The sequence below is a fragment of the Achromobacter sp. NFACC18-2 genome, from assembly GCF_900108985.1.
Lineage (GTDB): Bacteria > Pseudomonadota > Gammaproteobacteria > Burkholderiales > Burkholderiaceae_B > Achromobacter.
Map to the genome: position 1 here is coordinate 1 of NZ_FNYM01000031.1, position 23,945 is coordinate 23,945.

The following is a 23,945-nucleotide window of genomic DNA, read 5'->3' on the forward strand; positions in this document are numbered from 1 at the left end:
TGGCCCCGATCGCCATGGAAGAAGGTCTGCGTTTCGCCATCCGTGAAGGCGGTCGTACCGTCGGCGCCGGCGTCGTCGCCAAGATCCTGAAGTAAGCAATACCCGGATGGGTAGGGTGGGCATTCATGCCCCTCTATCCATCTTTGCTGTAAAAGTAGTACTATGTATGGTTCCGCAAGCCAACGCAGGCGGAACAAAGTGCAAAGCAATGCCAAAGCGCAAGTCGATGTAAGAGCCTAGCAGTTGTGCTAGCGACTGTGCAGCAAGGTGTAGTGTTGAAGTGTTTAGGGGCATAGCTCAATTGGCAGAGCGTCGGTCTCCAAAACCGAAGGTTGTAGGTTCGATTCCTACTGCCCCTGCCACCGCCAGGATAAACCCGCGGGAGATCATCGCGAGTTACGCATTCACGGCGGCTCGCGTCGCAATATGTCTAATACCAGCGTAGAAACCGTAACCAGTACCGCCGACCGGGTCAAGCTCGGACTGGCGGTTCTCGTCGTTATTGCTGGCATCGTCGGGTTTTCCGTGCTCAGCGCACAGCCGATGGCCGCCCGTATCGGTGTGTTCGTCGGTGGCCTCGTGATCGCAGCCGCGATCGCCTGGTTCAGCGAACCCGGCCGCCGCACCCTTAGCTTTGCCAGCGAGTCCTACAACGAAGTCAAGCGTGTCGCGTGGCCCACCCGCAAGGAAACGACCCAGATGACGGGTATCGTTTTTGCATTCGTGGCGGTCATGGGCATTTTCATGTGGGTGCTCGACAAGGGCATCGAATGGATTCTCTACGGCCTGTTGTTGGGCTGGAAATAAGGACGGCGAATGAGTAAGCGTTGGTATGTCGTCCATGTGTACTCCGGCATGGAAAAAAGCGTCCACAAGGCCCTGAACGAGCGCATCGAGCGCGCGGGCCTGCAGACGTCTTTTGGTCGCATCCTTGTGCCCTCCGAGGAAGTCGTCGAGGTCAAGGGTGGTCAGAAATCGATCACCGAGCGCCGCATTTTCCCCGGTTATGTCCTGGTTGAAATGGACCTGACCGACGAAACGTGGCACCTGGTCAAGAACACCAACCGCGTCACCGGCTTTTTGGGTGGCTCGGGCAACCGTCCGACCCCGATTTCCGAAAAGGAAGTCGAGAAGATCCTCTCCCAGATGGAAGAGGGTGTCGAGAAACCCCGCCCCAAGATCCTGTTCGAAGTGGGCGAGATGGTTCGGGTCAAGGAAGGTCCGTTTGCGGACTTCAACGGCAACGTCGAAGAAGTCAACTACGAAAAGAGCAAGGTGCGTGTGTCCGTCACCATTTTTGGTCGCGCCACGCCCGTCGAGCTCGATTTCAGCCAGGTCGAAAAGACCTGAATTTAACCCCCGGGGAGCCCTGTCCGCATTGGCCAGGGCGATATCACCCGCAAGGAGCAAAGCATGGCGAAGAAGATCGTCGGCTTTATCAAGCTGCAAGTACCGGCTGGTAAGGCTAACCCCTCCCCCCCGATTGGCCCGGCCCTGGGTCAGCGCGGCCTGAACATCATGGAATTCTGCAAGGCGTTCAACGCCAAGACCCAAGGCATGGAGCCTGGTCTGCCGATTCCGGTGGTGATCACTGCCTTCGCGGACAAGAGCTTCACCTTCATCATGAAGACCCCGCCCGCGACGGTCCTCATCAAGAAGGCCGCTGGCGTGCAAAAGGGTTCGGCCAAGCCGCATACCGACAAGGTCGGCACGCTGACCCGCGCTCAAGCTGAAGAAATCGCCAAGGCCAAGGGTCCCGACCTGACCGCCGCCGATCTGGAAGCTGCAGTGCGCACGATCGCTGGTAGCGCCCGCAGCATGGGCATCACGGTTGAGGGGATCTAATCATGGCTAAGTTGTCCAAGCGCGCCGCCGCTATTGCGCAAAAGATCGACCGCACCAAGCTGTACCCGGTCGCTGAAGCCCTGACCCTGGTCAAGGAAACCGCCGTCGCCAAGTTCAATGAATCCATTGACGTGGCCGTGCAACTCGGCATCGACCCGAAGAAGTCGGACCAACTGGTTCGCGGTTCGGTCGTGCTGCCCGCCGGCACCGGCAAGTCGGTCCGCGTGGCCGTGTTCGCCCAAGGCGACAAGGCTGAAGCCGCCAAGGCCGCCGGCGCCGACATCGTCGGTCTGGACGATCTGGCCGACAGCATCAAGGCCGGTCAGATGGACTTTGACGTCGTCATCGCCTCGCCCGACACGATGCGTGTCGTCGGCGCCCTGGGTCAGATCCTGGGCCCGCGCGGCCTGATGCCGAACCCCAAGGTCGGCACCGTGACGCCCGACGTCGCCACCGCCGTCAAGAACGCCAAGGCCGGTCAGGTTCAGTACCGTACCGACAAGGCCGGCATCATCCACGCAACGATCGGCCGTGCGTCGTTCGGCGTGGAACAGCTGCAAACCAACCTGGCCGCGCTGGTCGACGCCCTGCAAAAGGCTCGTCCCGCCGCCGCCAAGGGCATCTACCTGCGCAAGCTCGCCGTTTCGTCCACGATGGGCGGCGGTGCGCGCGTGGAAATTGCCTCGCTGTCGGCTTCCAACTAAGCCAACAGCAGTAAACGTACTTTGGGCTGCATCCGGAAACCTCCGGATGTTGCTGTCAAAGACCGCTGGAGCAGGGCAGTGGAAGGGATCTACCTTCCGCAAGGAAAGCAGCATCGCCGCTGCCCCGCTTAATCCCGGAGCTCACCTAGTCCGGATCCAGCGTAGACGGCGTCCCCAGGAAGATTTCTTTACCCGAAGAACTCGTCCAGGCGCCGCATTCGGTTGACGCGCAAGGCTCCGGCCCCAGGCGTCTTTTGATGGAGTGTTCAAACCGTGAGTCTCAATCGTCAAGAGAAAGCGGTGGTAATCGAGGAAGTCTCGGCGGAAGTCGCCAAGGCCCAATCGATTGTTATCGCTGAGTACCGTGGTCTGGACGTCGCCTCTGTCACCGTACTGCGCAAAACTGCGCGTGAATCGGGCGTGTATCTGCGTGTTCTGAAGAACTCGCTGGCCCGTCGTGCTGTTGCCGGCACGGCTTTCGAGCCGTTGGCTGAGCAACTGACCGGTCCGCTGATCTATGGCATCAGCACTGATCCGGTTTCGGCGGCCAAGGTCATCGCTGGCTTCGCGAAAAGCAACGACAAGCTGGTCATCAAGGCGGGCGCTCTGCCCAACAACTTGCTGAACCAAGAAGGTGTGAAGGCTCTGGCCACCATGCCCTCGCGCGAAGAGTTGCTGTCGAAGCTGCTTGGCACCATGCAAGCCCCCATCGCGCAATTCGTGCGTACGCTCAACGAAGTTCCGACCAAGTTCGCCCGTGGCCTCGCTGCCGTGCGCGACCAGAAGGCAGCGGCCTGATCGCCCTGCTGTCCGGAATTCGCTGAACGACGAAGCGACACCCAAACCCTGGCATTACCAAAATATTTGGAGTTCTGAAAAATGGCACTTAACAAAGCTGAAATCCTTGACGCCATCGCTGGCATGACCGTGCTCGAGCTGTCCGAGCTGATCAAGGAAATGGAAGAGAAGTTCGGCGTGTCGGCTGCTGCCGCTGCCGTCGCTGTCGCTGCTCCCGCCGCTGGTGGCGCTGCCGCCGCTGCTGAAGAGCAAACCGAGTTCACCGTCGTCCTGCAAGAAGCCGGCGCGAACAAGGTCAGCGTCATCAAGGCCGTGCGCGAGCTGACCGGTCTGGGTCTGAAGGAAGCCAAGGACCTGGTCGACGGCGCTCCGAAGCCCGTCAAGGAAGCTGTGGCCAAGGCTGACGCCGAAGCCGCCAAGAAGAAGCTGGAAGAAGCTGGCGCCAAGGTCGAAGTCAAGTAAGACCTGCGTCAACTGCCCGGGGACAGCACAGTTTGCAGTCCCCGGGCTTTTGCGTTTCCAGGAAACCCCTACTGGGGGCATGCCCATTCAGAGGGGTTTCCTGGAGTCGTATCACCTGGGGCCGTGGTTGACGGCCCATGCAACCTCGAGTCGGAGTGCTCATGCCTTACTCGTACACCGAAAAAAAGCGCATCCGCAAAAGCTTCGCCAAGCGTGAAGACGTTCAAAACGTTCCCTTCCTTTTGGCGACTCAGCTTCAATCCTACCTAACTTTCCTGCAGGCGGATACCGCCCCGTCCGAACGCGTAGCCGACGGTTTGCAGGCGGCGTTCTCGTCGATTTTCCCGATCGTTAGTCACAACGGTATGGCGCGCTTGGAGTTCGTGAGCTACGTGCTCGGCGAACCGGTGTTCGATGTCAAGGAATGTCAGCAACGTGGCCTGACCTATGCCTCGCCCCTGCGAGCCAAGGTCCGCCTGGTGCTGCTTGACCGCGAAGTCAGCAAGCCCACCGTGAAGGAAGTGAAGGAACAGGAAGTCTACATGGGCGAAATTCCGCTCATGACGGGCACGGGTTCCTTCGTCATCAACGGCACCGAACGTGTCATCGTGTCGCAGCTGCACCGTTCGCCCGGCGTGTTCTTTGAACATGACCGCGGCAAAACGCACAGCTCCGGCAAGCTCCTGTTCTCGGCCCGCGTGATTCCTTACCGCGGCTCGTGGCTGGACTTCGAATTCGACCCGAAGGACGTCCTGTTCTTCCGCGTCGACCGCCGTCGCAAGATGCCTGTCACGATCCTGTGCAAGGCCATCGGCATGACGCCGGAATCCATCCTGGCCAACTTCTTCGACTTCGACAACTTCGAACTGAAGAGCGAAGGCGCGATGATGGAATTCGTGCCTGAGCGCTGGAAGGGCGAAATGGCCCGCTTCGATATCGCCGACCGTTCGGGCAAGGTGATCGTCGAAAAAGACAAGCGCATCAACGCCAAGCATCTGCGCGACCTGGCTGCCGGCGGCATCCAGCGCATCTCCGTGCCGGAAGACTTCCTGTACGGCCGCGTGCTGGCCAAGAACATCGTTGACGAAGACACCGGCGAAGTCATCGCCAACGCCAACGACGAGATCACGGAAAGCGTGCTCGGCGCCCTGCGCGCCGCGAACGTGCACGAATTCCAGGCGCTGTACACCAACGACCTGGATCGCGGCCCGTACATTTCGCAAACGCTGCGCACCGACGAAACCGCCGACCAGATGGCCGCGCGCGTCGCCATCTATCGCATGATGCGTCCTGGCGAACCGCCCACCGAAGAAGCGGTGGAAGCGCTGTTCCAGCGCCTGTTCTACAGCGAAGAAACGTACGACCTGTCGCGCGTTGGCCGCATGAAGGTCAACAGCCGCCTGGGCCGTGGTGAGGACATCACCGGCCCGATGACGCTCACCAACGAAGACATCCTTGAAACCATCAAGGTGCTGGTCGAGCTGCGTAACGGCCGTGGCCAGATCGATGACATCGATCACTTGGGCAACCGCCGCGTGCGTTGCGTGGGCGAACTGGCCGAAAACCAGTTCCGCGCCGGTCTCGTGCGTGTCGAGCGCGCCGTCAAGGAACGTCTGGGGCAGGCCGAGACGGAAAACCTGATGCCGCACGACCTGATCAACTCCAAGCCGATCTCGGCCGCCATCAAGGAGTTCTTCGGTTCGAGCCAGCTGTCGCAGTTCATGGACCAAACCAACCCGCTGTCGGAAATCACGCACAAGCGTCGTGTTTCCGCACTGGGCCCGGGCGGTCTGACCCGCGAGCGCGCCGGCTTCGAAGTCCGCGACGTGCACCCGACCCACTATGGCCGCGTCTGCCCGATCGAAACGCCGGAAGGCCCGAACATCGGCCTGATCAACTCCATGGCGCTGTACGCTCGTCTGAACGAGTACGGCTTCCTGGAAACGCCGTATCGCAAGATTATCGATGGCCGCGTCAGCGAGCAGATCGATTACTTGTCGGCCATCGAAGAAAGCCACTACGTCATCGCGCAGGCTAACGCCGCGCTGGACGAAGAAGGCCGTTTCGTCGACGACCTGGTGGCCTGCCGTGAAGCGGGCGAAACGATGCTGACCGCGCCGGCCAACGTGCACTACATGGACGTTGCCCCGTCGCAGATCGTGTCGGTGGCTGCCTCGCTGATTCCGTTCCTGGAGCACGACGACGCGAACCGCGCACTGATGGGCGCCAACATGCAACGTCAGGCCGTGCCTTGCCTGCGTCCGGAAAAGCCGGTCGTGGGTACGGGTATCGAACGCACCGTGGCCGTTGACTCGGGCACCACCGTGCAGGCGCTGCGTGGCGGCCTGGTCGACCACGTCGACGCCGAGCGCGTCGTGATTCGCGTGAACGACGAAGAAAACGTCGCCGGCGAAGTGGGCGTCGACATCTACAACCTGATCAAGTACACCCGTTCCAACCAGAACACGAACATCAACCAGCGTCCGATCGTCAAGCGTGGCGACCGCGTCGCCAAGGGCGACGTGCTGGCTGACGGCGCATCGACCGACCTGGGCGAACTCGCCCTGGGTCAGAACATGCTGATCGCGTTCATGCCCTGGAACGGCTACAACTTCGAAGACTCGATCCTGATCTCCGAAAAGGTCGTGGCCGATGACCGCTACACCTCGGTCCACATCGAGGAACTGACGGTTGTCGCCCGTGACACGAAGCTCGGTCCGGAAGAAATCACCCGCGACATCAGCAACCTGGCTGAAACGCAGTTGAACCGCCTGGACGATTCCGGCATCACCTACATCGGCGCCGAAGTCAGCGCCGACGACGTGCTGGTCGGCAAGGTCACGCCCAAGGGCGAGACCCAGCTGACGCCGGAAGAAAAGCTGCTGCGCGCCATCTTCGGTGAAAAGGCGTCCGACGTTAAGGACACCTCGCTGCGCGTGCCCTCGGGCATGACCGGCACCGTGATCGACGTGCAGGTGTTCACGCGTGAAGGCATCGTGCGCGACAAGCGCGCCCAGTCCATCATCGACGATGAACTGCGCCGCTATCGCCAAGACCTGAACGACCAGCTGCGCATCGTTGAAAACGACCAGTTCGATCGTATCGAGAAGATGCTGATCAACAAGACCGTCAACGGCGGCCCGCGCAAGCTGGCCAAGGGCGCGACGATCACCAAGGCCTACCTGGCCGACCTGGATCGCTGGCAGTGGTTCGACATCCGCCTGGCCGATGAGCCGCACGCCGTCGTGCTGGAGCAGGCCAAGGAATCGCTCGAGCAGAAGCGTCACCAGTTCGACCTGGCCTTCGAAGAGAAGCGCAAGAAGCTGACGCAGGGCGACGAGCTGCCCCCGGGCGTGCTGAAGATGATCAAGGTCTACCTGGCCGTGAAGCGTCGTCTGCAGCCTGGCGACAAGATGGCGGGCCGTCACGGCAACAAGGGCGTGGTCTCGCGCATCACGCCGGTGGAAGACATGCCGCACATGGCTGATGGCACGCCGGCCGACATCGTTCTGAACCCGCTGGGCGTGCCCTCGCGGATGAACGTCGGCCAGGTGCTGGAAGTTCACTTGGGCTGGGCTGCCAAGGGCGTCGGCCATCGCATCGCCGACATGCTGCGCGACGAGCGCACGGCGCAGGTCAAGAACGTCCGCGCGTATCTGGACAAGGTCTACAACACGACCGGCTCCGGCGCACGCATCGACGAGCTGACCGACGACGAAGTCATGGAAATGGCCCAGAACCTCAAGAACGGCGTGCCGTTCGCGACGCCCGTCTTCGACGGTGCGACCGAAGAGGAAATCACCAAGATGCTGGAACTGGCCTATCCGGACGACGTCGCCGAGCGCATGGCGCTCACGCCTTCGCGTACGCAGGCATGGCTGTTCGACGGCCGCACGGGCGAGCAATTCGAGCGCCCCGTGACCGTCGGCTACATGCACTACCTGAAGCTGCACCACTTGGTCGACGACAAGATGCACGCTCGTTCCACTGGCCCGTACTCGCTCGTGACCCAGCAGCCGCTGGGCGGCAAGGCGCAGTTCGGCGGCCAGCGTTTCGGGGAAATGGAAGTGTGGGCGCTGGAAGCATACGGCGCCGCCTACACCCTGCAGGAAATGCTGACGGTGAAGTCGGACGACATCAACGGTCGTACCAAGGTTTACGAGAACATCGTCAAGGGCGACCACGTGATCGATGCCGGCATGCCGGAATCGTTCAACGTTCTGGTCAAGGAAATCCGCTCGTTGGCCCTGGACATGGATTTGGAGCGTAACTAATGAAAGCGCTACTCGACCTCTTTAAGCAAGTCTCGCAAGACGAGCAGTTCGATGCCATCAAGATCGGCATCGCCTCGCCCGAGAAGATCCGTTCGTGGTCCTACGGCGAAGTCCGCAAGCCCGAGACCATCAACTACCGCACGTTCAAGCCCGAGCGCGACGGCCTGTTCTGCTCCAAGATCTTTGGCCCGATCAAAGACTACGAGTGCCTGTGCGGCAAGTACAAGCGCCTGAAGCACCGTGGCGTGATCTGCGAAAAGTGCGGCGTGGAAGTCACCGTCGCCAAGGTTCGCCGTGAACGCATGGGCCACATCGAGCTGGCCAGCCCCGTCGCGCACATCTGGTTCCTGAAGAGCCTGCCGTCGCGTCTGGGCATGGTGCTCGACATGACCCTGCGCGACATCGAACGCGTTCTGTACTTCGAAGCCTGGTGCGTGATCGAGCCCGGCATGACGCCGCTCAAGCGCGGCCAGATCATGTCGGATGACGATTTCCTCGCCAAGACCGAAGAGTACGGCGACGACTTCCGTGCCCTGATGGGTGCGGAGGCCGTGCGCGAACTGCTGCGCACCATCGACATCGATCGCGAAGTGGAAACGCTGCGCGGCGAGCTGAAGGCCACCAGCTCGGAAGCCAAGATCAAGAAGATCTCCAAGCGCCTGAAGGTGCTGGAAGGCTTCCAGAAGTCCGGCATCAAGGCCGAGTGGATGGTCATGGAAGTGCTGCCCGTGCTGCCGCCGGACCTGCGTCCGCTGGTGCCGCTGGACGGCGGCCGCTTCGCGACCTCCGACCTGAACGACCTGTACCGCCGCGTCATCAACCGCAACAACCGCCTGAAGCGCCTGCTGGAGCTCAAGGCGCCTGAAATCATCCTGCGCAACGAAAAGCGCATGCTGCAGGAAGCTGTCGACTCGCTGCTGGACAACGGCCGCCGTGGCAAGGCCATGACGGGCGCCAACAAGCGCCAGCTCAAGTCGCTGGCCGACATGATCAAGGGCAAGAGCGGTCGTTTCCGTCAGAACCTGCTGGGCAAGCGCGTCGACTACTCGGGCCGTTCGGTCATCGTGGTGGGCCCGCAGCTCAAGCTGCATCAGTGCGGCCTGCCCAAGCTGATGGCCCTGGAACTGTTCAAGCCGTTCATCTTCAATCGTCTGGAGATGATGGGCCTGGCCACGACCATCAAGGCTGCCAAGAAGCTGGTCGAAAGCCAGGAACCGGTGGTCTGGGACATCCTGGAAGAAGTCATCCGCGAACACCCGGTCATGCTGAACCGTGCGCCCACGCTGCACCGTCTGGGCATCCAGGCGTTCGAGCCGGTGCTGATCGAAGGCAAGGCCATCCAGCTGCACCCGCTGGTTTGCGCGGCGTTCAACGCCGACTTCGACGGTGACCAGATGGCTGTTCACGTGCCGCTGTCGCTGGAAGCCCAGCTCGAAGCGCGCACGCTGATGCTGGCGTCGAACAACGTGCTGTTCCCGGCCAACGGCGAACCGTCGATCGTGCCGTCGCAGGACATCGTGCTGGGTCTGTACTACACGACCCGCGAGCGCATCAACGGCCGTGGCGAAGGCATCTTCTTCACGGACGTCGCCGAAGTCCAGCGCGCCTATGACAACGGCGAAGTCGAGCTGCAAAGCCGCGTCACCGTGCGCCTGAAGGAACACGAGCGCGACGAGAATGGCGAATGGCAGCCGGTCATCCGCCGTCACGAGACGACGGTCGGCCGTGCGCTGCTGTCCGAGATCCTGCCCAAGGGCCTGCCCTTCACCGTCCTGAACAAGGCGCTGAAGAAGAAGGAAATCTCGCGCCTGATCAACCAGTCGTTCCGCCGCTGCGGCCTGCGCGACACCGTGATCTTCGCTGACAAGCTGATGCAGTCGGGCTTCCGCCTGGCCACGCGCGGCGGTATCTCGATCGCCATGGGCGACATGCTGATCCCGACCGCCAAGGAAGGCATCCTGGCCGAAGCCAGCCGCGAAGTGAAGGAAATCGACAAGCAGTACTCGTCGGGTCTGGTCACGTCCCAAGAGCGCTACAACAACGTTGTGGACATCTGGGGCAAGGCTGGCGACAAGGTCGGCAAGGCGATGATGGAACAGCTCGCGACCGAACCCGTGATCAACCGTCACGGCGAGGAAGTGCGCCAGGAATCGTTCAACTCCATCTACATGATGGCTGACTCGGGCGCCCGCGGTTCGGCCGCCCAGATCCGCCAGCTCGCCGGCATGCGCGGCCTGATGGCCAAGCCGGACGGCTCGATCATCGAAACGCCCATTACCGCGAACTTCCGTGAAGGCCTGAACGTACTCCAGTACTTCATCTCCACCCACGGTGCGCGTAAGGGTCTGGCCGATACGGCACTGAAGACCGCGAACTCGGGTTACCTGACCCGCCGTCTGGTCGACGTGACGCAGGATCTGGTCATCACCGAAGACGACTGCGGCACCTCGCAGGGCTACAACATGAAAGCCCTGGTCGAAGGCGGTGAAGTCATCGAACCGCTGCGCGACCGTATCCTCGGCCGCGTGGCTGCCGTGGACATCGTCAACCCGGACACGCAGGAAACGGCCATCGTCGCCGGCACCTTGCTGGACGAAGACCTGGTCGACACCATCGACCGCATCGGCGTGGACGAAGTCAAGGTCCGCACGCCGCTGACCTGCGAAACGCGTCACGGCCTGTGCGCGCATTGCTATGGCCGTGACCTGGGTCGCGGTTCGTCGGTCAACCAGGGCGAGGCAGTCGGCGTCATCGCTGCCCAGTCCATCGGTGAACCGGGCACGCAGCTCACGATGCGTACGTTCCACATCGGTGGCGCGGCGTCGCGTTCGGCCCTGGCCAGCGCGGTGGAAACGAAGTCCACCGGTACCGTGGGCTTTGCCAGCACGATGCGCTACGTCACGAACGCCAAGGGCGAACGTGTCGCGATCTCGCGCTCGGGCGAACTGGCGATCTTCGACGACAACGGCCGCGAACGCGAACGCCACAAGATCCCGTACGGCGCGACCGTGCTGGTGGGCGATGGCGAAGCCGTGAAGGCTGGCGCGCGCCTGGCGACGTGGGATCCGCTGACCCGTCCGATCGTGTCGGAATACGGTGGCGCCGTCCGCTTCGAAAACATCGAAGAAGGCGTGACCGTTGCCAAGCAGGTGGACGAAGTCACCGGCCTGTCGACGCTCGTCGTCATCACGCCCAAGACCCGTGGCGGCAAGATCGTCATGCGTCCGCAGATCAAGCTGGTCAACGAGAATGGCGAAGACGTCAAGATCGCCGGCACCGATCACTCGGTGAACATCTCGTTCCCGGTGGGCGCGCTGATCACCGTGCGTGACGGCCAGCAGGTTGCCGTGGGTGAAGTCCTGGCGCGTATTCCGCAGGAATCGCAAAAGACCCGCGACATTACCGGCGGTCTGCCGCGTGTGGCCGAACTGTTCGAAGCCCGTTCGCCGAAGGATGCCGGCATGCTCGCCGACGTTACCGGTACGGTCTCGTTCGGCAAGGACACCAAGGGCAAGCAGCGTCTGGTCATCACCGACCTGGAAGGCGTGAGCCACGAGTTCCTGATTCCGAAGGAAAAGCAGGTTCTGGTGCACGACGGCCAAGTGGTGAACAAGGGCGAAATGATCGTGGACGGCCCGGCCGATCCCCACGACATCCTGCGCCTGCAAGGCATCGAGAAGCTGGCGACGTACATCGTCGACGAAGTGCAGGACGTCTACCGTCTGCAGGGCGTGAAGATCAACGACAAGCACATCGAAGTGATTGTTCGTCAGATGCTGCGCCGTGTGAACATCGTCGACGCGGGCGACACCGAGTTCATCCCGGGCGAGCAGGTCGAGCGCTCCGAGCTGTTGAACGAAAACGACCGCGTCACGGCTGCCGACCTGCGTCCGGCAACGTACGACAACGTGCTGCTGGGTATCACGAAGGCCTCGCTGTCGACCGACTCGTTCATCTCGGCCGCTTCGTTCCAGGAAACCACCCGGGTCCTGACCGAAGCCGCCATCATGGGCAAGCGCGACGACCTGCGCGGCTTGAAGGAAAACGTCATCGTCGGCCGCCTCATCCCGGCGGGTACCGGCCTGGCGTACCACCACGCTCGCCGCGACAAGGAACTGCTGGAGGCGGCGGAACGCGAAGCCGCTCGCCAGCAGGCCAACCCGTTCGAGGACGCGCCGGTCACGGTGGGCTCGGATGTGGAAACGCCCGCGCCCGACACCGGCGCCGAGAACTCCGCCGAATAAGCGGGATTCCCGGACAGGTTCCCCCGCATCGATGCGGGGGACAGCCTGAAAATCAAAGGCCGCTGATGAAAATCAGCGGCCTTTCTTTTTTGTGCTTTGGGTGCTGTGTGCTGTGTGCGGCGTGCTGTGTGTTGCGTGCAGCGTGCGACTGACAGGGGACGGCAGGACTACTTCACAAGCTGTGCGCGTGCGCGCTGAAAGGCGGGGCCCCAAGCCGGATGACCGGCCTCGTTGGGGGCGAGTTCAAAAGTCGGATCCAGGGCAAGAATGCGGGAGAAGCTGTCCTCGCAAAGCTGGGTGTAGCGGGTGACGCAATAGCTGAAAGCCTGAAGCTTGTAGGCTTCGATGCGAACCGCTTTGGACGAGGCCGCCAGCGTATCGGAGGTGGCGACACCACGGATCACCTCGCCGTAACGGCCGGCACCGTACTGGTCGCGCACCTGTTGCAGCTCGGCCAGCGCTTCGGCCGTGGGGGGGCTCTCGGGTTGTGATGCGGAGATGCCCGCGCAGCCGGCCAGGAGGGCCGATACGCCAAGCAGACTGCTCAGGATGCGAATTTTCATGGCTTCCAAAGATGTAGGGTGGTGACGCGGTACGCTATCGTGCCACAGCCTGATGCGCTCGGACATCTTCGGCAATGTCCTGATGCTGCGGATTGGATAATATTCCGCCTAAATAGCCCCTGAACCGTTTTTGGCGCGCCCGCGCAGCTTCGATGATGTCTACTCCCGCCGGCCTGTTGACGCCGCGTGGCCCGTTTTCCGGCGCCGCGCCGTTGGCGTTGCGCCCATTGAGCGCCATTTCCGCCAGCGCGGCGGGCGGCGTCCCGGAATCGCGCATCAAGCGGCTCCTTTCCGACCTGCTGCCGTCCCTCGTCGCCCTGCACGCCCAGGGCGAAGTCTGCGGCGATATTTCGCTGGAAACCGTGGGCATGGACGAGGGGGCGCGTGCGCACCTGCTGCCCGAACTGGTGGTGGCGCGCTCGCGGCGCGCGAGCAGGACGCCGGCCGCCGGCTTTGCGCCGTTCGAACTCTATACCGATTCCATGGAATGGCCGCGAGGCCCCTGGACCGACATCTATTCGCTTTGCGCGGTGGCGCACGCTCTCGTGACCGGGACCCGGCCGCCGCCCGCGCCGGAGCGCCGCGCCCACGACGCGTATGAGCCCCTGGCCTCGATGGAGCTGCCCAAGTACGGGAAAGCGTTCCTCCAGGTCATCGATGCGGGGCTGGCGATGGATCCGCAGGCGCGGCCCCAAACCCTGGCCGAGCTGGCCAGCCTGTTGGGCGTGGCCGCCTATGACGAACCCGTCGCGGACACGGACGATCTGGACGAGTCGGCCAAGGTCGCGCCCGCACCCGGCATCCCGGAGCCCCGCCCGCCCGCCCGTCGGCGCGGACCGCTGCTGTTGCTGCTGCTGATCCTCGCGCTCATTGGCGCGGGCGTGTACGCGTGGTTTCAATGGGGCCTGGGAACGCCCAACGCCCTCATCACCCGATCGGAAGTCGTGCAGCCGAATCCGCCGGTGGTGCATCCCTTGCCGCAAGCCGCGGCGCCGGCCCCGCCGCCCGCTGTGGTGCAGAAGCCCGCGGATCCCGCGCCCCAGCCTGGCAGCGGCGCGATGCCTGGTCCGGAGTCGGCAGCCAATTCCGCCGCCACACCGTCGACGGCGAATCCCGCGGCGCCGGCCGATGTCACGACCACGCCCGCGCCGCCGCCCGCGGCACAGGAATCCACCCCGGCGCCCGCGGCCGTCGACGAAGCGCCCAAGCCCAAGCCGGTCCCGGTCACGGTGCGCCTGGACATCCGTCCTTGGGGCGAAGTCTGGATCAACGGCGTGGCGCGCGGCATCAGTCCGCCGGTCAAGGAACTCAAGCTGGTGCCTGGCAAGTACCAGGTCGTCGTGCGCAACGCCGACCTTCCGCCCAAACGCATGACGCTGGAAGTCAGGCCGGGCAAGCCGGCCGTCATTTCGCATACGTTCGAATAGGGACGCAGGCGGCAAGCAGCGGGACTACACCTGCGGCAAGTGCAGCATGAACAGCGAGCCCACGCCGGGCTCGCTCTGCACTTCGATGCGTCCGCCGTGGCGCTCGGCGACAGTGCGCACGAACGCCAGCCCCAGACCCGCCCCGCCGATATCGCCGCGGTTTTCCACCCCCACGCGCGCGAAGGGTTCGAACAGCCGCGTCAGATCCTGCGGCGCGATTCCTTGTCCCTGATCCTGGATGCGCACCCGCCAGAAGCCGGGCAGCTCGTCGATGCCGCATTCGATGCGCGTGCCGGAGGCGCTGTACTTGATGGCATTGTCGACCAGGTTGCAGAGCGCGCGCATCAGCAATGTCTGTTCGCCGCGCGTGTAGGCGACCGGCAGCGGAGTCGTGACCTCCAGCGCAATGCCGCGCCTGTTGGCGGACGGCCAGAGATCGTCGACGGCGTCCTGCAGCAGGCTGCCCAGGTCCAGTTCGATGGCGCTGATCGTCATGGATTCGGCGCGCGTCAGGTGCACGAAGTCATCGACCAGCCGCAGCGTGCGGTTGGCCAGCATTGCGATGCGGTCCAGCGTGTCGTTGCCAAGCGCTTGCGCTCCTGCCTCCTGGGACAGCTCCACCAGCGCCAGGATCGAGCTTTGCGGCGCGCGCATGTCGTGCGAGATGAAGCGCAAGGTCTCTTCGCGCTGGCGCTCGGCCTGCCGGATGCGCGAGATGTCGGTCAGCGTGGCCACCGTTCCCGCGAACTGGCCTTCGGCCGTGTGGATGGGGGCGCACTTCAACATCAGGTCGCGTCCCGCGCGGTCGCGCACTTCCAGGTCCGCGCTCCAGGGCGTTCCCGGATCGGCCGCGTGGCGTCCGCTCAGGGCCTCGGCCACGCGCGCTCGCGCGCCTTCGTCGGCCAGGGTGCGCTCCAGCAGGTGCGCCGCCGGCCGGCCGATGCGGGGAGCGCGAATGCCCAGGTGCTGGAAGAACTGGACGGCGGCCTGGTTGCGGAATCGCATGCGGCCATCCTGGTCGAAGACCAACGTCGCATCCGGCATGCCGTCCAGCCCGTCGGCCAGGAACCGCCGCAGGTTGCGCACGCGCGCGAGCGCGCGGCGCAGTTCGCCGACACGGCTTTCCAGTGACGCATTCGGATTGGCGAGCGGGACACGGGCTTCGTTCAGGATCGGCGGGTACTCGCGCTGCAGCCGCCGCAGCTCGTTGTCCATATAGCGCAGCGCGGCTTCCTGGTTGCGCCAGCTCCAGAGCGGATAGCACAGCGCCACGCCGGCCAACGCGGCCGTCGGCGCGAACCACAGGAACGCGTGGGCCAGCAGCAGCCAGGAGGCCAGCGGGATGACGGCCAGCAGCGCCAGGCTGACGAGCAGCGCCTTCTTGGGCGCCAGGCGCCACAGGGACAGGCACGCGAGCAGCACCGGCAGCAGCGCGAATAACGCATTCCACCCGGCCGCCGGACGTTGATAGACGACGTCGGTGCGGGCCGCCTGCAGGATGTTGGCGATGATCTCCACGCCGGAGATCCCGCTGACGTCATGCGACACCGGGGTCGGGTAGTCATCGCCCAGGCCGGTTGCCCAGGCGCCCACCAGCACATATTTGCCGCGCAGGGCTTGCGGGGGAATGTCGCCGCGCAGCACGGACAGGTAGGACACCGTCCGAATGTGGGTCGGTGGGCCGGCATACGGAATCAGGATACGGCCCTCGGCATTGGCGCGTGTGAGCAGGCGCCGGGCGTGTTCGGCTTCGCCGCCGACCTCCAGCATCGAGATGGCGAGATGGTTCCAGCGGTGTCCGGCGAACTGCGTCGTGAGCACGGCTTCCCGCACCACGCCGTCCGGGTCGATCACCGCATTGATGAAGCCGATGGATGCCGCGGCCTGCGCCAGTTCTGGAAGGGGCAGGCCGATGGCGCTCGGATTTCTCAAGCGATCCAGGATCGCGGGCAGCACGGTATGGCTGTTTCGCCGGATGCTGGCGGCAAGTATCGCGTCGTCGCCGGTATTCACCGTGTCCGGCTCGGCAAAGATCAGGTCCAGGCCCACGGCGCGCGCACCCTTCAGCCGGTCGAGCAGCGCCGCGTGGACCGCGCGCCGCCAGGGCCAGCGCCCCAGCGCCTCGATGCTCGCGTCGTCGATCGCCACCACCAGGATGTCCGGATCGGCGGCGCGCTCGGTCATCATGACCGCGCGGTCATAGAAGACCTGGTCGAGCCGGCCAAGTCCGTTGAATGAACCGAGAAACGCCGCCAGCGCAGCCAGCGCCATCGTCAGCCACAGCCCCGATCGCGAGGGCCGATCGTGCGAGTCGGCGGCGTCGGCCATGGCGCGCCTTAGTACGCGGTGAGCGTCACGAGTCCGCCTGTGCCGCTGCTGACGCCAAGTCCGTACGATGTCATCAGCATGTTCGCCCCTTCGAAAGCGCGGACCGAATCCTGGCCGTGCAGGCCCAGGTTGTCGACGGCGCGCACCGATACATAGAACGTGCCGGGACCCGGGGCGGAAAAGCGGATGTCGTTGGTGGGAAAGCTGGCGGACGACACCGGCAAGGTGCCTTCTGCGTCGCGCGAGACGCGCACCAGATAGCTGAGCGCGCCTTCCACGGGGGCAAATGGGACCGACCAGGTGCCGCCCGAGCGGACCGGCTCGCCCAGTTGCGGCGCCGCCAGCAGCGGGCGCACGCCGGACACGGTGCCGTCGGCTCCCACCGCGGCGCCGTAGCCCTGCGACACCGCGACGGGTTTGGCAGGCGCGTCGCCCGGCGCGTGGGCCTGCAGCCTCACGCTGCCCTGCAGCACTTCGCTATGAACGCCCTGCGCGCCGCTCTGAACGCGAAAGCGCGTGCCGCGCACGCCCGTCACCGCCACGGGTGTGCGGATCTCGAATCGGCCCACGCCCTGGCCGGCTGGCGCGACGCTCGATTCCACGCTTCCCCGTCGCACATTGATGACCGAATCAGTCAGCGCGGTCCCTTCGAACTGGCGCAGGCGCGTGAGCTCGACCGCCCCATTGGAGGGCAGCGTGAGCCGGGAGCCGTCGGCAAGCTGCAGCGTGACGAAGCCATTGGGCGCGGTTTCCAGCGTGCTGCCTTCGGGCACGGGCGTTCCGGGCTGCAGGGACTTGCCATTCAGGTTTGCCTGCCCGCTGACGTGGACCACCTGCGCCTGCGCGTCGCGCACCGGAATCATCGACAAGGGGATATGCAGCTCCAGTCCGATGGGCAGGCGTTCCGGAGTAAGGACGTTGTTGATCGTCTGCAGTCGGCCCCAGTTGGCCTGGTTGCGCGTGTATTGCGTGGCCAGTTCGATCAGCGTATCGCCTTGGCGGACGCGATGGATGAAGTCTTCCCCCAATGCGCCGGCGGGTTGGCTGCGCGCGGGGGCGCCCAGCGTGATCGAGGAAATCAGGACAAGCAAAGAAAGCGCGCGGAAGCGGCTCATGGCAATCGATTCTCCAGGGATTCAGGCAAGGCGGCTAAGACGAACTGCCGTGGCTGTCTTCAGATGGACCGACCAGTTCGAGCCGGTAGCCAAGCGCATAGGACGACGTCAGTCGCACACCGTGCTGGGGACGGAGCTGAAGCTTCTGCCGGATGTTCGACAGGTGGGTGTCCAGCGTGCGCGAGGTGGCGGGAATCTCGCGGTTCCATACGCATTCGGCAAGCACGTCGCGCGACATCAGCCGGCCCACGTTGCGAAAGAACAGCAGCGCCAGTTCGAATTCTTTGGGGGCCAGCGGGATCGCCACGTCGTCCAGCGAAATGGATCGCGCCGCCGGATCAACGCGATATCGCGCAACCTCGATGGTTTCGTCGACGGGCTCCGAGATCTGGCTGCGGCGCAGCAGCGCCGCCACGCGGGCCAGCAGTTCCAGGGGGCGCAGCGGTTTGACGATGTAGTCGTCCGCACCCGCGCGCAGGCCCTCGACCAGGTCGTCCTCGCTTGACCGGTTGGTCAGGAAAATGACGGGGATGCGTGCGCCAATGTGGGCGCGCAGCCAGCGGACCACGTCGTCGCCATCGATGTCGGGCAGGTGCCAGTCCAGCAGCACCAGGTCAAACACTTCAGTGCGCAGGGCCGCAAGCAGATCCCGGCTCTGGTGGTAGCTGGTGCAAGCATAGCCAGCGGCGGACAGGACCTGCTGAATGCGCCGAGCCTGGTCAAGGTCGTCTTCCAGCGACGCGATTTTCATTAGAAGAGTTCTCGCGAGAGTTGGCTGCGCAGGCGCGCGTGAGGCGACCTAGCAAAACGGGGGGATTTATGTAAACGAATGATAACTCGGGAAAACCCTTCGGCGGCAACGTTATGGCAAGAACTGTCAAACATTGCAAAGTTGACGAATCTTGACTGGAGTTGTTGCGTTACCGCGCGCCACACTGTCTCAAAGGTATCCACCAGCCGCGATCACAGCCGGCGGAGCAAGGGGAGGGAATGCAGACGGGAAAGAAGATGAATCAATTGCGCATACTTGTGATGTCCATGGACGACGCTGTACGCGGATCCGCCGTGTCCACATTGTTACAGGCCGGCATATCGGCCCGCGGCTGCTCGACTTCGCTGGAATTGTTCAGCCTGCTCAACAGCGCGCATTACGACGCAGTGGTGCTCGATCTGGGGGCGTCGGGCGAAATCGGCTACGCCCTCGTGGCGCGCCTGCATGGTTCCGCGCCGCTGGGAATCGTCGTCATCGGCCGGGGCATGTCGGTGGACAACCGGCTGCGCTGCCTGCAAAGTGGCGCCGATGCCTGCCTGCCCGATCCCCAGGACCCCCGCGAACTGGTTTGTATCCTGTTGTCCCTGTCCCGGCGCCTGCCGGTCGCCGCGGATCCCGCCGACATGGGAGGAACGGGCAACGGCCGCTGGGAATTGCGCGACCAGGGCTGGACCCTGGCCGCGCCCTCCGGGGTCATCCTGTCGCTGTCGGCCAACGAGCGCCTCATCGTGCGCACCTTGCTCGATGCGGCGGGCAAGGCAGTGGGCCGCGAGGCGCTCGGCCGTGAACTGCAGGTAGAGGGGGACGGAGCGCGCGCGAGCAGCGCCCGCAGCATCGACGTCATTGTCAGCCGGTTGCGGCGCAAGGCGGAACAGGCGGGCGTGGTCCTGCCGATCCGGACGGTCTACGGCAGCGGCTACCTGTTTACCGACCGATAGACGCACTGCCCAAGGCCGCGCGCGGTACACTGCGACGGGTTCACCGCATGAATTCACCGCGGAGCAGTTCCCGCCACCGCAAATCGTTGCAGCCGCCGCATTGCCGCGCCCCGCAACTGTCCGCTACGTGGCCCCAATTTCCACCAGCACCGTGCAAGTTCCCGTCTTCTGGCGTGAACTTGCCGCTTGGTGGTGCTTACAAAAAATTTTGACAGTAGTCCCTTATCTCAGTTATGCTAAAGGGCTTACTGCTTTATTTCGCGCGCAAAATCTGCACGCTCAGGCAGGCAGTTCAGGGTCCTTAACGAAGGTGCGTCACGAGCCTTTTGTTATTCGGCCCATCAGTAGCAACTGTCCGATCTGGCTGCTTTCCGGTTTTGTGCGTTTGTCATGGTTTGTTGGCAAGCCCGCTCTTTTACGTATTTGAACGTTTGAGGCGGTTTTGCGCGAACTGCCTTCTCCAAAAGCGCGTCCGCTCCAGGAGACGAGTACGTAAGTACTTACCAGTGGTACGTAAAAGGGATTTCAAAGGTCATGCCTACCATTAGCCAACTCGTGCGCAAGCCGCGCGAAGTCAGCATCATCAAAAGCAAGAGCCCCGCGCTCGAAAACTGCCCGCAACGCCGCGGCGTGTGCACTCGCGTGTACACCACCACCCCCAAGAAGCCGAACTCCGCTCTGCGTAAGGTTGCCAAAGTGCGTCTGACCAACGGTTACGAAGTCATTTCGTACATCGGCGGTGAAGGCCACAACCTGCAAGAGCACTCGGTGGTTCTGGTGCGTGGCGGCCGTGTGAAGGACTTGCCCGGTGTGCGTTATCACATCGTGCGCGGTTCCCTTGACCTGCAAGGCGTCAAGGACCGTAAGCAAGCCCGTTCGAAGTACGGCGCCAAGCGCCCGAAGAAGGCTTAATAACAAGTCAGTAGTACCCCGGCGTGGCGGAAGTCCGTCACCAGGGAAGTGCGACCGCGCCATCCAGATGATGGGAAGGTGCGCGGCACGTAAGGGGTCGTCCCAATGGGCGGCCATGGCCGTGTAATGAAACACGGTTCAACTGAACAGACACAAGGAAGCAACAATGCCCCGTCGTCGCGAAGTACCCAAGCGCGAGATTCTGCCCGATCCCAAGTTCGGCAGCGTCGAACTCGCCAAGTTCATGAACGTCGTCATGCTGGACGGCAAGAAGGCCGTCGCCGAGCGCATCGTTTACGGCGCCCTCGAGCAAGTGCAAACCAAGACCGGCAAGGAGCCGATCGAGGTTTTCAGCCTGGCGATCAACAACATCAAGCCGATCGTCGAAGTCAAGAGCCGCCGCGTTGGCGGTGCCAACTACCAAGTGCCGGTTGAAGTGCGCCCCGTGCGCCGCCTGGCCCTGGCTATGCGTTGGCTCCGTGAAGCCGCCAAGAAGCGTGGCGAGAAGTCGATGGATCTGCGCCTTGCTGGCGAACTGATCGACGCCTCCGAAGGTCGTGGCGCCGCGATGAAGAAGCGCGAAGACACGCACAAGATGGCCGAGGCCAACAAGGCCTTCAGCCATTTCCGCTGGTAATTTAAGGATTAATCCACCATGGCCCGCAAAACCCCGATCGAGCGCTATCGCAACATTGGTATCTCTGCGCACATCGATGCAGGGAAGACCACCACGACCGAACGTATCCTGTTCTACACCGGCGTCAATCACAAGATTGGCGAAGTGCATGATGGCGCAGCCACCATGGACTGGATGGAGCAAGAGCAAGAGCGTGGCATCACCATTACGTCGGCTGCTACGACGGCGTTTTGGCGTGGCATGGCCGGCAACTACCCCGAGCACCGCATCAACATCATCGACACCCCGGGACACGTGGACTTCACCATCGAGGTGGAACGTTCCATGCGCGTCCTGGACGGTGCCTGCATGGTCTACTGCGCGGTGGGCGGTGTGCAGCCCCAGTCCGAAACCGTGTGGCGTCAAGCCAACAAGTACGGCGTGCCGCGTCTGGCCTTCGTCAACAAGATGGACCGCACCGGCGCCAACTTCTTCAAGGTCTATGACCAGCTGAAGAACCGCCTGCGCGCCAATCCCGTGCCGATCGTCATTCCCATCGGCGCCGAAGACACGTTCCAAGGCGTGGTCGACCTGGTCAAGATGAAGGCGATCATTTGGGACGAGGCCAGCCAAGGCACCAAGTTCGACTACAAGGACGTTCCGGCCGAGCTGGAAGGTCTGGCGAACGAATGGCGTGAAAAGCTGGTTGAAGCCGCCGCCGAGTCGTCGGAAGAGCTGATGAACAAGTACCTGGAAACGGGTTCGCTGGAAGAAGCCGAAATCAACCTGGCCATCCGCCAACGCACCATCGCTGGCGAAATCCAGCCGATGCTGTGCGGCACCGCCTTCAAGAACAAGGGCGTGCAGCGCATGCTGGACGCGGTCATCGACTACCTGCCTTCGCCCGTGGACATCCCCCCGGTCGACGGTCAGGACGACGATGGCAACGCGGTCAAGCGCAATGCCGACGACAACGAGAAGTTCTCGGCGCTGGCATTCAAGCTGATGAGCGATCCGTTCGTGGGTCAATTGACCTTCGTGCGCGTGTACTCGGGCGTCCTGAAGTCGGGCGATACGGTCTACAACCCCATCAAGGGCAAGAAGGAACGTATCGGTCGCATTCTGCAGATGCATGCGAACAACCGCGAAGAAATCAAGGAAGTGTTGGCAGGCGACATCGCCGCCGTGGTCGGCCTGAAGGACGTGACCACCGGCGAAACGCTGTGCGACATCGACTCCCACATCCTGCTCGAACGCATGATTTTCCCGGAGCCCGTGATTTCGCAGGCCGTCGAACCCAAGTCGAAGGCTGACCAGGAAAAGATGGGTCTGGCGCTGTCGCGTCTGGCTCAGGAAGATCCGTCGTTCCGCGTGCGCAGCGACGAAGAATCCGGCCAAACCATCATTTCCGGCATGGGCGAGCTCCACCTGGAAATTCTGGTCGACCGCATGAAGCGCGAATTCGGCGTGGAAGCCAACGTCGGCAAGCCGCAAGTGGCCTACCGCGAAACCATCCGCAAGACGTGCGAAGAAGTCGAAGGCAAGTTCGTCAAGCAGTCGGGCGGTCGCGGCCAGTACGGTCACGTGGTGCTGAAGGTCGAGCCCCTGGCTCCTGGCGGTGGCTACGAATTCGTGGACGCCATCAAGGGCGGTGTGGTTCCTCGCGAATACATCCCCGCGGTGGACAAGGGCATCCAGGAAACGCTGCCTTCGGGCATCCTGGCCGGCTACCCGGTCGTGGACGTCAAGGTCACGCTGTTCTTCGGTTCGTACCACGACGTGGACTCGAACGAAAACGCGTTCAAGATGGCCGGCTCGATGGCGTTCAAGGAAGGCATGCGCAAGGCTAGCCCCGTGCTGCTGGAACCGATGATGGCCGTTGAAGTCGAAACGCCGGAAGACTACGCAGGCACCGTGATGGGCGATCTGTCCTCGCGTCGCGGCATGGTCCAAGGCATGGACGACATGGTCGGCGGTGGCAAGACCATCAAGGCTGAAGTGCCCCTGGCCGAGATGTTCGGTTACGCCACGAACCTGCGTTCGCTGACGCAAGGTCGTGCCACGTACACGATGGAATTCAAGCATTACTCCGAGGCCCCCAAGAACGTCGCTGACGAAGTCATCGCCGCTCGGGCCAAGTAAATAACCCTTGCCGGGTCCGCCCATTCGGGCGGCCCTGGCAGAAATCAAGTTTCCTTGAAAGTTTAAAGGATAGAGATCATGGCAAAAGGCAAGTTTGAACGTACCAAGCCGCACGTGAACGTGGGTACGATTGGTCACGTTGACCACGGCAAAACGACGTTGACGGCGGCGATCACGACCGTTCTGTCGACCAAGTTCGGCGGCGAAGCCAAGGGCTACGACCAGATCGATGCAGCTCCTGAAGAAAAGGCCCGCGGCATCACGATCAACACGGCCCACGTCGAGTACGAAACGGAATCGCGCCACTACGCGCACGTTGACTGCCCGGGCCACGCTGACTATGTGAAGAACATGATCACGGGCGCAGCCCAGATGGACGGCGCGATCCTGGTCGTGTCGGCCGCTGACGGCCCGATGCCGCAAACGCGTGAACACATCCTGCTGAGCCGCCAGGTTGGCGTGCCGTACATCATCGTCTTCCTGAACAAGGCTGACATGGTTGACGACGCCGAGCTGCTCGAGCTGGTGGAAATGGAAGTTCGCGAACTGCTGTCCAAGTACGACTTCCCGGGTGACGACACCCCGATCGTCAAGGGTTCGGCCAAGCTGGCGCTGGAAGGCGACAAGGGCGAACTGGGCGAGCAGGCCATCCTGGCGCTGGCTGCCGCGCTGGACTCGTACATCCCGACGCCTGAGCGTGCCATCGACGGCGCGTTCCTGATGCCGGTTGAAGACGTGTTCTCGATCTCGGGTCGCGGCACCGTGGTGACCGGCCGTATCGAACGCGGCATCATCAAGGTCGGCG

General features: G+C 63.2%; 18 protein-coding genes, 1 tRNA gene and 1 pseudogene. 16 read left to right on the forward strand and 4 right to left on the reverse strand.

What is annotated here, in order from left to right; translation table 11 throughout:
- From BMW75_RS28775 to rpoC, 10 genes and pseudogenes are all read left to right on the forward strand, one after another.
- Positions 1 to 95: pseudogene (locus BMW75_RS28775) on the forward strand (elongation factor Tu); the annotation flags it as partial.
- A gap of 191 nt (positions 96 to 286) precedes the next feature.
- Positions 287 to 362 (forward strand) — tRNA-Trp (locus tag BMW75_RS28780).
- Between the two features lie 64 nt (positions 363 to 426).
- A complete protein-coding gene (secE, locus tag BMW75_RS28785) occupies positions 427 to 807 on the forward strand; it encodes a preprotein translocase subunit SecE (protein ID WP_056571941.1) in 381 nt (126 codons plus the stop codon).
- 9 nt (positions 808 to 816) lie between these two features.
- Positions 817 to 1,350: a transcription termination/antitermination protein NusG gene (gene nusG, locus BMW75_RS28790; protein ID WP_006389586.1), complete on the forward strand. Its 534-nt coding sequence runs from the start codon at positions 817 to 819 to the stop codon at positions 1,348 to 1,350.
- Between the two features lie 63 nt (positions 1,351 to 1,413).
- Positions 1,414 to 1,845, forward strand: a complete 432-nt coding sequence (rplK, locus tag BMW75_RS28795) for a 50S ribosomal protein L11 (protein ID WP_043542688.1) — start codon at positions 1,414 to 1,416, stop codon at positions 1,843 to 1,845.
- A gap of 2 nt (positions 1,846 to 1,847) precedes the next feature.
- A complete protein-coding gene (gene rplA, locus BMW75_RS28800) occupies positions 1,848 to 2,549 on the forward strand; it encodes a 50S ribosomal protein L1 (RefSeq protein WP_056320726.1) in 702 nt (233 codons plus the stop codon).
- 273 nt (positions 2,550 to 2,822) lie between these two features.
- Positions 2,823 to 3,347, forward strand: a complete 525-nt coding sequence (gene rplJ, locus BMW75_RS28805; RefSeq protein ID WP_092582884.1) for a 50S ribosomal protein L10 — start codon at positions 2,823 to 2,825, stop codon at positions 3,345 to 3,347.
- Positions 3,348 to 3,428: 81 nt separating this feature from the next.
- A complete protein-coding gene (rplL, locus tag BMW75_RS28810; RefSeq protein ID WP_008157777.1) occupies positions 3,429 to 3,809 on the forward strand; it encodes a 50S ribosomal protein L7/L12 in 381 nt (126 codons plus the stop codon).
- 161 nt (positions 3,810 to 3,970) lie between these two features.
- The gene (gene rpoB, locus BMW75_RS28815; RefSeq protein ID WP_092582885.1) at positions 3,971 to 8,083 is read left to right on the forward strand and encodes a DNA-directed RNA polymerase subunit beta; all 4,113 of its coding nucleotides are present in this window, start codon (positions 3,971 to 3,973) and stop codon (positions 8,081 to 8,083) included.
- Positions 8,083 to 12,327 (forward strand): DNA-directed RNA polymerase subunit beta', encoded by a 4,245-nt coding sequence (gene rpoC, locus BMW75_RS28820; protein WP_092582886.1) that lies wholly within the window; start codon positions 8,083 to 8,085, stop codon positions 12,325 to 12,327. The genes rpoB and rpoC overlap by 1 nt, the downstream gene beginning before the upstream one ends.
- A 167-nt stretch (positions 12,328 to 12,494) precedes the next feature.
- Here rpoC and BMW75_RS28825 read toward each other — a convergent pair whose 3' ends face one another.
- Positions 12,495 to 12,890, reverse strand: coding sequence for a TssQ family T6SS-associated lipoprotein (locus BMW75_RS28825; RefSeq protein ID WP_076518319.1), 396 nt, complete (start codon positions 12,888 to 12,890; stop codon positions 12,495 to 12,497).
- A gap of 155 nt (positions 12,891 to 13,045) precedes the next feature.
- On the opposite strand from BMW75_RS28825, the gene BMW75_RS28830 reads away from it, so the two are divergent.
- A complete protein-coding gene (locus BMW75_RS28830) occupies positions 13,046 to 14,317 on the forward strand; it encodes a serine/threonine-protein kinase (RefSeq protein ID WP_092582891.1) in 1,272 nt (423 codons plus the stop codon).
- Between the two features lie 24 nt (positions 14,318 to 14,341).
- Here BMW75_RS28830 and BMW75_RS28835 read toward each other — a convergent pair whose 3' ends face one another.
- The 3 genes from BMW75_RS28835 to BMW75_RS28845 are packed head-to-tail and all read right to left on the reverse strand — an operon-like array spanning position 14,342 to position 18,511.
- Positions 14,342 to 16,645: a CHASE2 domain-containing protein gene (locus tag BMW75_RS28835; RefSeq protein WP_092582887.1), complete on the reverse strand. Its 2,304-nt coding sequence runs from the start codon at positions 16,643 to 16,645 to the stop codon at positions 14,342 to 14,344.
- A gap of 8 nt (positions 16,646 to 16,653) precedes the next feature.
- Positions 16,654 to 17,760, reverse strand: a complete 1,107-nt coding sequence (locus BMW75_RS28840) for a FecR domain-containing protein (protein WP_092582888.1) — start codon at positions 17,758 to 17,760, stop codon at positions 16,654 to 16,656.
- Between the two features lie 34 nt (positions 17,761 to 17,794).
- Entirely contained in the window at positions 17,795 to 18,511 is a 717-nt protein-coding gene (locus BMW75_RS28845; RefSeq protein ID WP_092582889.1) for a response regulator transcription factor, read from the reverse strand.
- Between the two features lie 257 nt (positions 18,512 to 18,768).
- Between BMW75_RS28845 and BMW75_RS28850 the strand changes: the two genes are divergently transcribed.
- The 5 genes from BMW75_RS28850 to BMW75_RS28870 form a co-directional block, all read left to right on the forward strand.
- The gene (locus BMW75_RS28850; protein ID WP_092582892.1) at positions 18,769 to 19,470 is read left to right on the forward strand and encodes a response regulator transcription factor; all 702 of its coding nucleotides are present in this window, start codon (positions 18,769 to 18,771) and stop codon (positions 19,468 to 19,470) included.
- A gap of 534 nt (positions 19,471 to 20,004) precedes the next feature.
- Positions 20,005 to 20,382 (forward strand): 30S ribosomal protein S12, encoded by a 378-nt coding sequence (gene rpsL / locus BMW75_RS28855; protein ID WP_005017264.1) that lies wholly within the window; start codon positions 20,005 to 20,007, stop codon positions 20,380 to 20,382.
- Positions 20,383 to 20,548: 166 nt separating this feature from the next.
- A complete protein-coding gene (gene rpsG, locus BMW75_RS28860) occupies positions 20,549 to 21,019 on the forward strand; it encodes a 30S ribosomal protein S7 (RefSeq protein ID WP_006216561.1) in 471 nt (156 codons plus the stop codon).
- Positions 21,020 to 21,037: 18 nt separating this feature from the next.
- Positions 21,038 to 23,140, forward strand: a complete 2,103-nt coding sequence (gene fusA / locus BMW75_RS28865; RefSeq protein ID WP_092582890.1) for an elongation factor G — start codon at positions 21,038 to 21,040, stop codon at positions 23,138 to 23,140.
- 78 nt (positions 23,141 to 23,218) lie between these two features.
- Positions 23,219 to 23,945: elongation factor Tu (locus BMW75_RS28870; protein WP_139208493.1), on the forward strand; the 727-nt coding region annotated here is incomplete at its 3' end.

What these genes read in the sequence shown, in the direction of transcription:
- BMW75_RS28830 (WP_092582891.1), top strand. Translation starts at nt 13,046, where the DNA reads ATGTCTACTCCCGCCGGCCTGTTGACGCCGCGTGGCCCGTTTTCCGGC.
- rpoB (WP_092582885.1), top strand. Translation starts at nt 3,971, where the DNA reads ATGCCTTACTCGTACACCGAAAAAAAGCGCATCCGCAAAAGCTTCGCC.
- BMW75_RS28850 (WP_092582892.1), top strand. Translation starts at nt 18,769, where the DNA reads ATGAATCAATTGCGCATACTTGTGATGTCCATGGACGACGCTGTACGC.
- fusA (WP_092582890.1), top strand. Translation starts at nt 21,038, where the DNA reads ATGGCCCGCAAAACCCCGATCGAGCGCTATCGCAACATTGGTATCTCT.
- secE (WP_056571941.1), top strand. Translation starts at nt 427, where the DNA reads ATGTCTAATACCAGCGTAGAAACCGTAACCAGTACCGCCGACCGGGTC.
- BMW75_RS28825 (WP_076518319.1), bottom strand. Translation starts at nt 12,890, where the DNA reads ATGAAAATTCGCATCCTGAGCAGTCTGCTTGGCGTATCGGCCCTCCTG.
- nusG (WP_006389586.1), top strand. Translation starts at nt 817, where the DNA reads ATGAGTAAGCGTTGGTATGTCGTCCATGTGTACTCCGGCATGGAAAAA.
- rpsG (WP_006216561.1), top strand. Translation starts at nt 20,549, where the DNA reads ATGCCCCGTCGTCGCGAAGTACCCAAGCGCGAGATTCTGCCCGATCCC.
- BMW75_RS28840 (WP_092582888.1), bottom strand. Translation starts at nt 17,760, where the DNA reads ATGAGCCGCTTCCGCGCGCTTTCTTTGCTTGTCCTGATTTCCTCGATC.
- BMW75_RS28835 (WP_092582887.1), bottom strand. Translation starts at nt 16,645, where the DNA reads ATGGCCGACGCCGCCGACTCGCACGATCGGCCCTCGCGATCGGGGCTG.
- rpoC (WP_092582886.1), top strand. Translation starts at nt 8,083, where the DNA reads ATGAAAGCGCTACTCGACCTCTTTAAGCAAGTCTCGCAAGACGAGCAG.
- rplA (WP_056320726.1), top strand. Translation starts at nt 1,848, where the DNA reads ATGGCTAAGTTGTCCAAGCGCGCCGCCGCTATTGCGCAAAAGATCGAC.
- rpsL (WP_005017264.1), top strand. Translation starts at nt 20,005, where the DNA reads ATGCCTACCATTAGCCAACTCGTGCGCAAGCCGCGCGAAGTCAGCATC.
- rplL (WP_008157777.1), top strand. Translation starts at nt 3,429, where the DNA reads ATGGCACTTAACAAAGCTGAAATCCTTGACGCCATCGCTGGCATGACC.
- BMW75_RS28845 (WP_092582889.1), bottom strand. Translation starts at nt 18,511, where the DNA reads ATGAAAATCGCGTCGCTGGAAGACGACCTTGACCAGGCTCGGCGCATT.
- rplK (WP_043542688.1), top strand. Translation starts at nt 1,414, where the DNA reads ATGGCGAAGAAGATCGTCGGCTTTATCAAGCTGCAAGTACCGGCTGGT.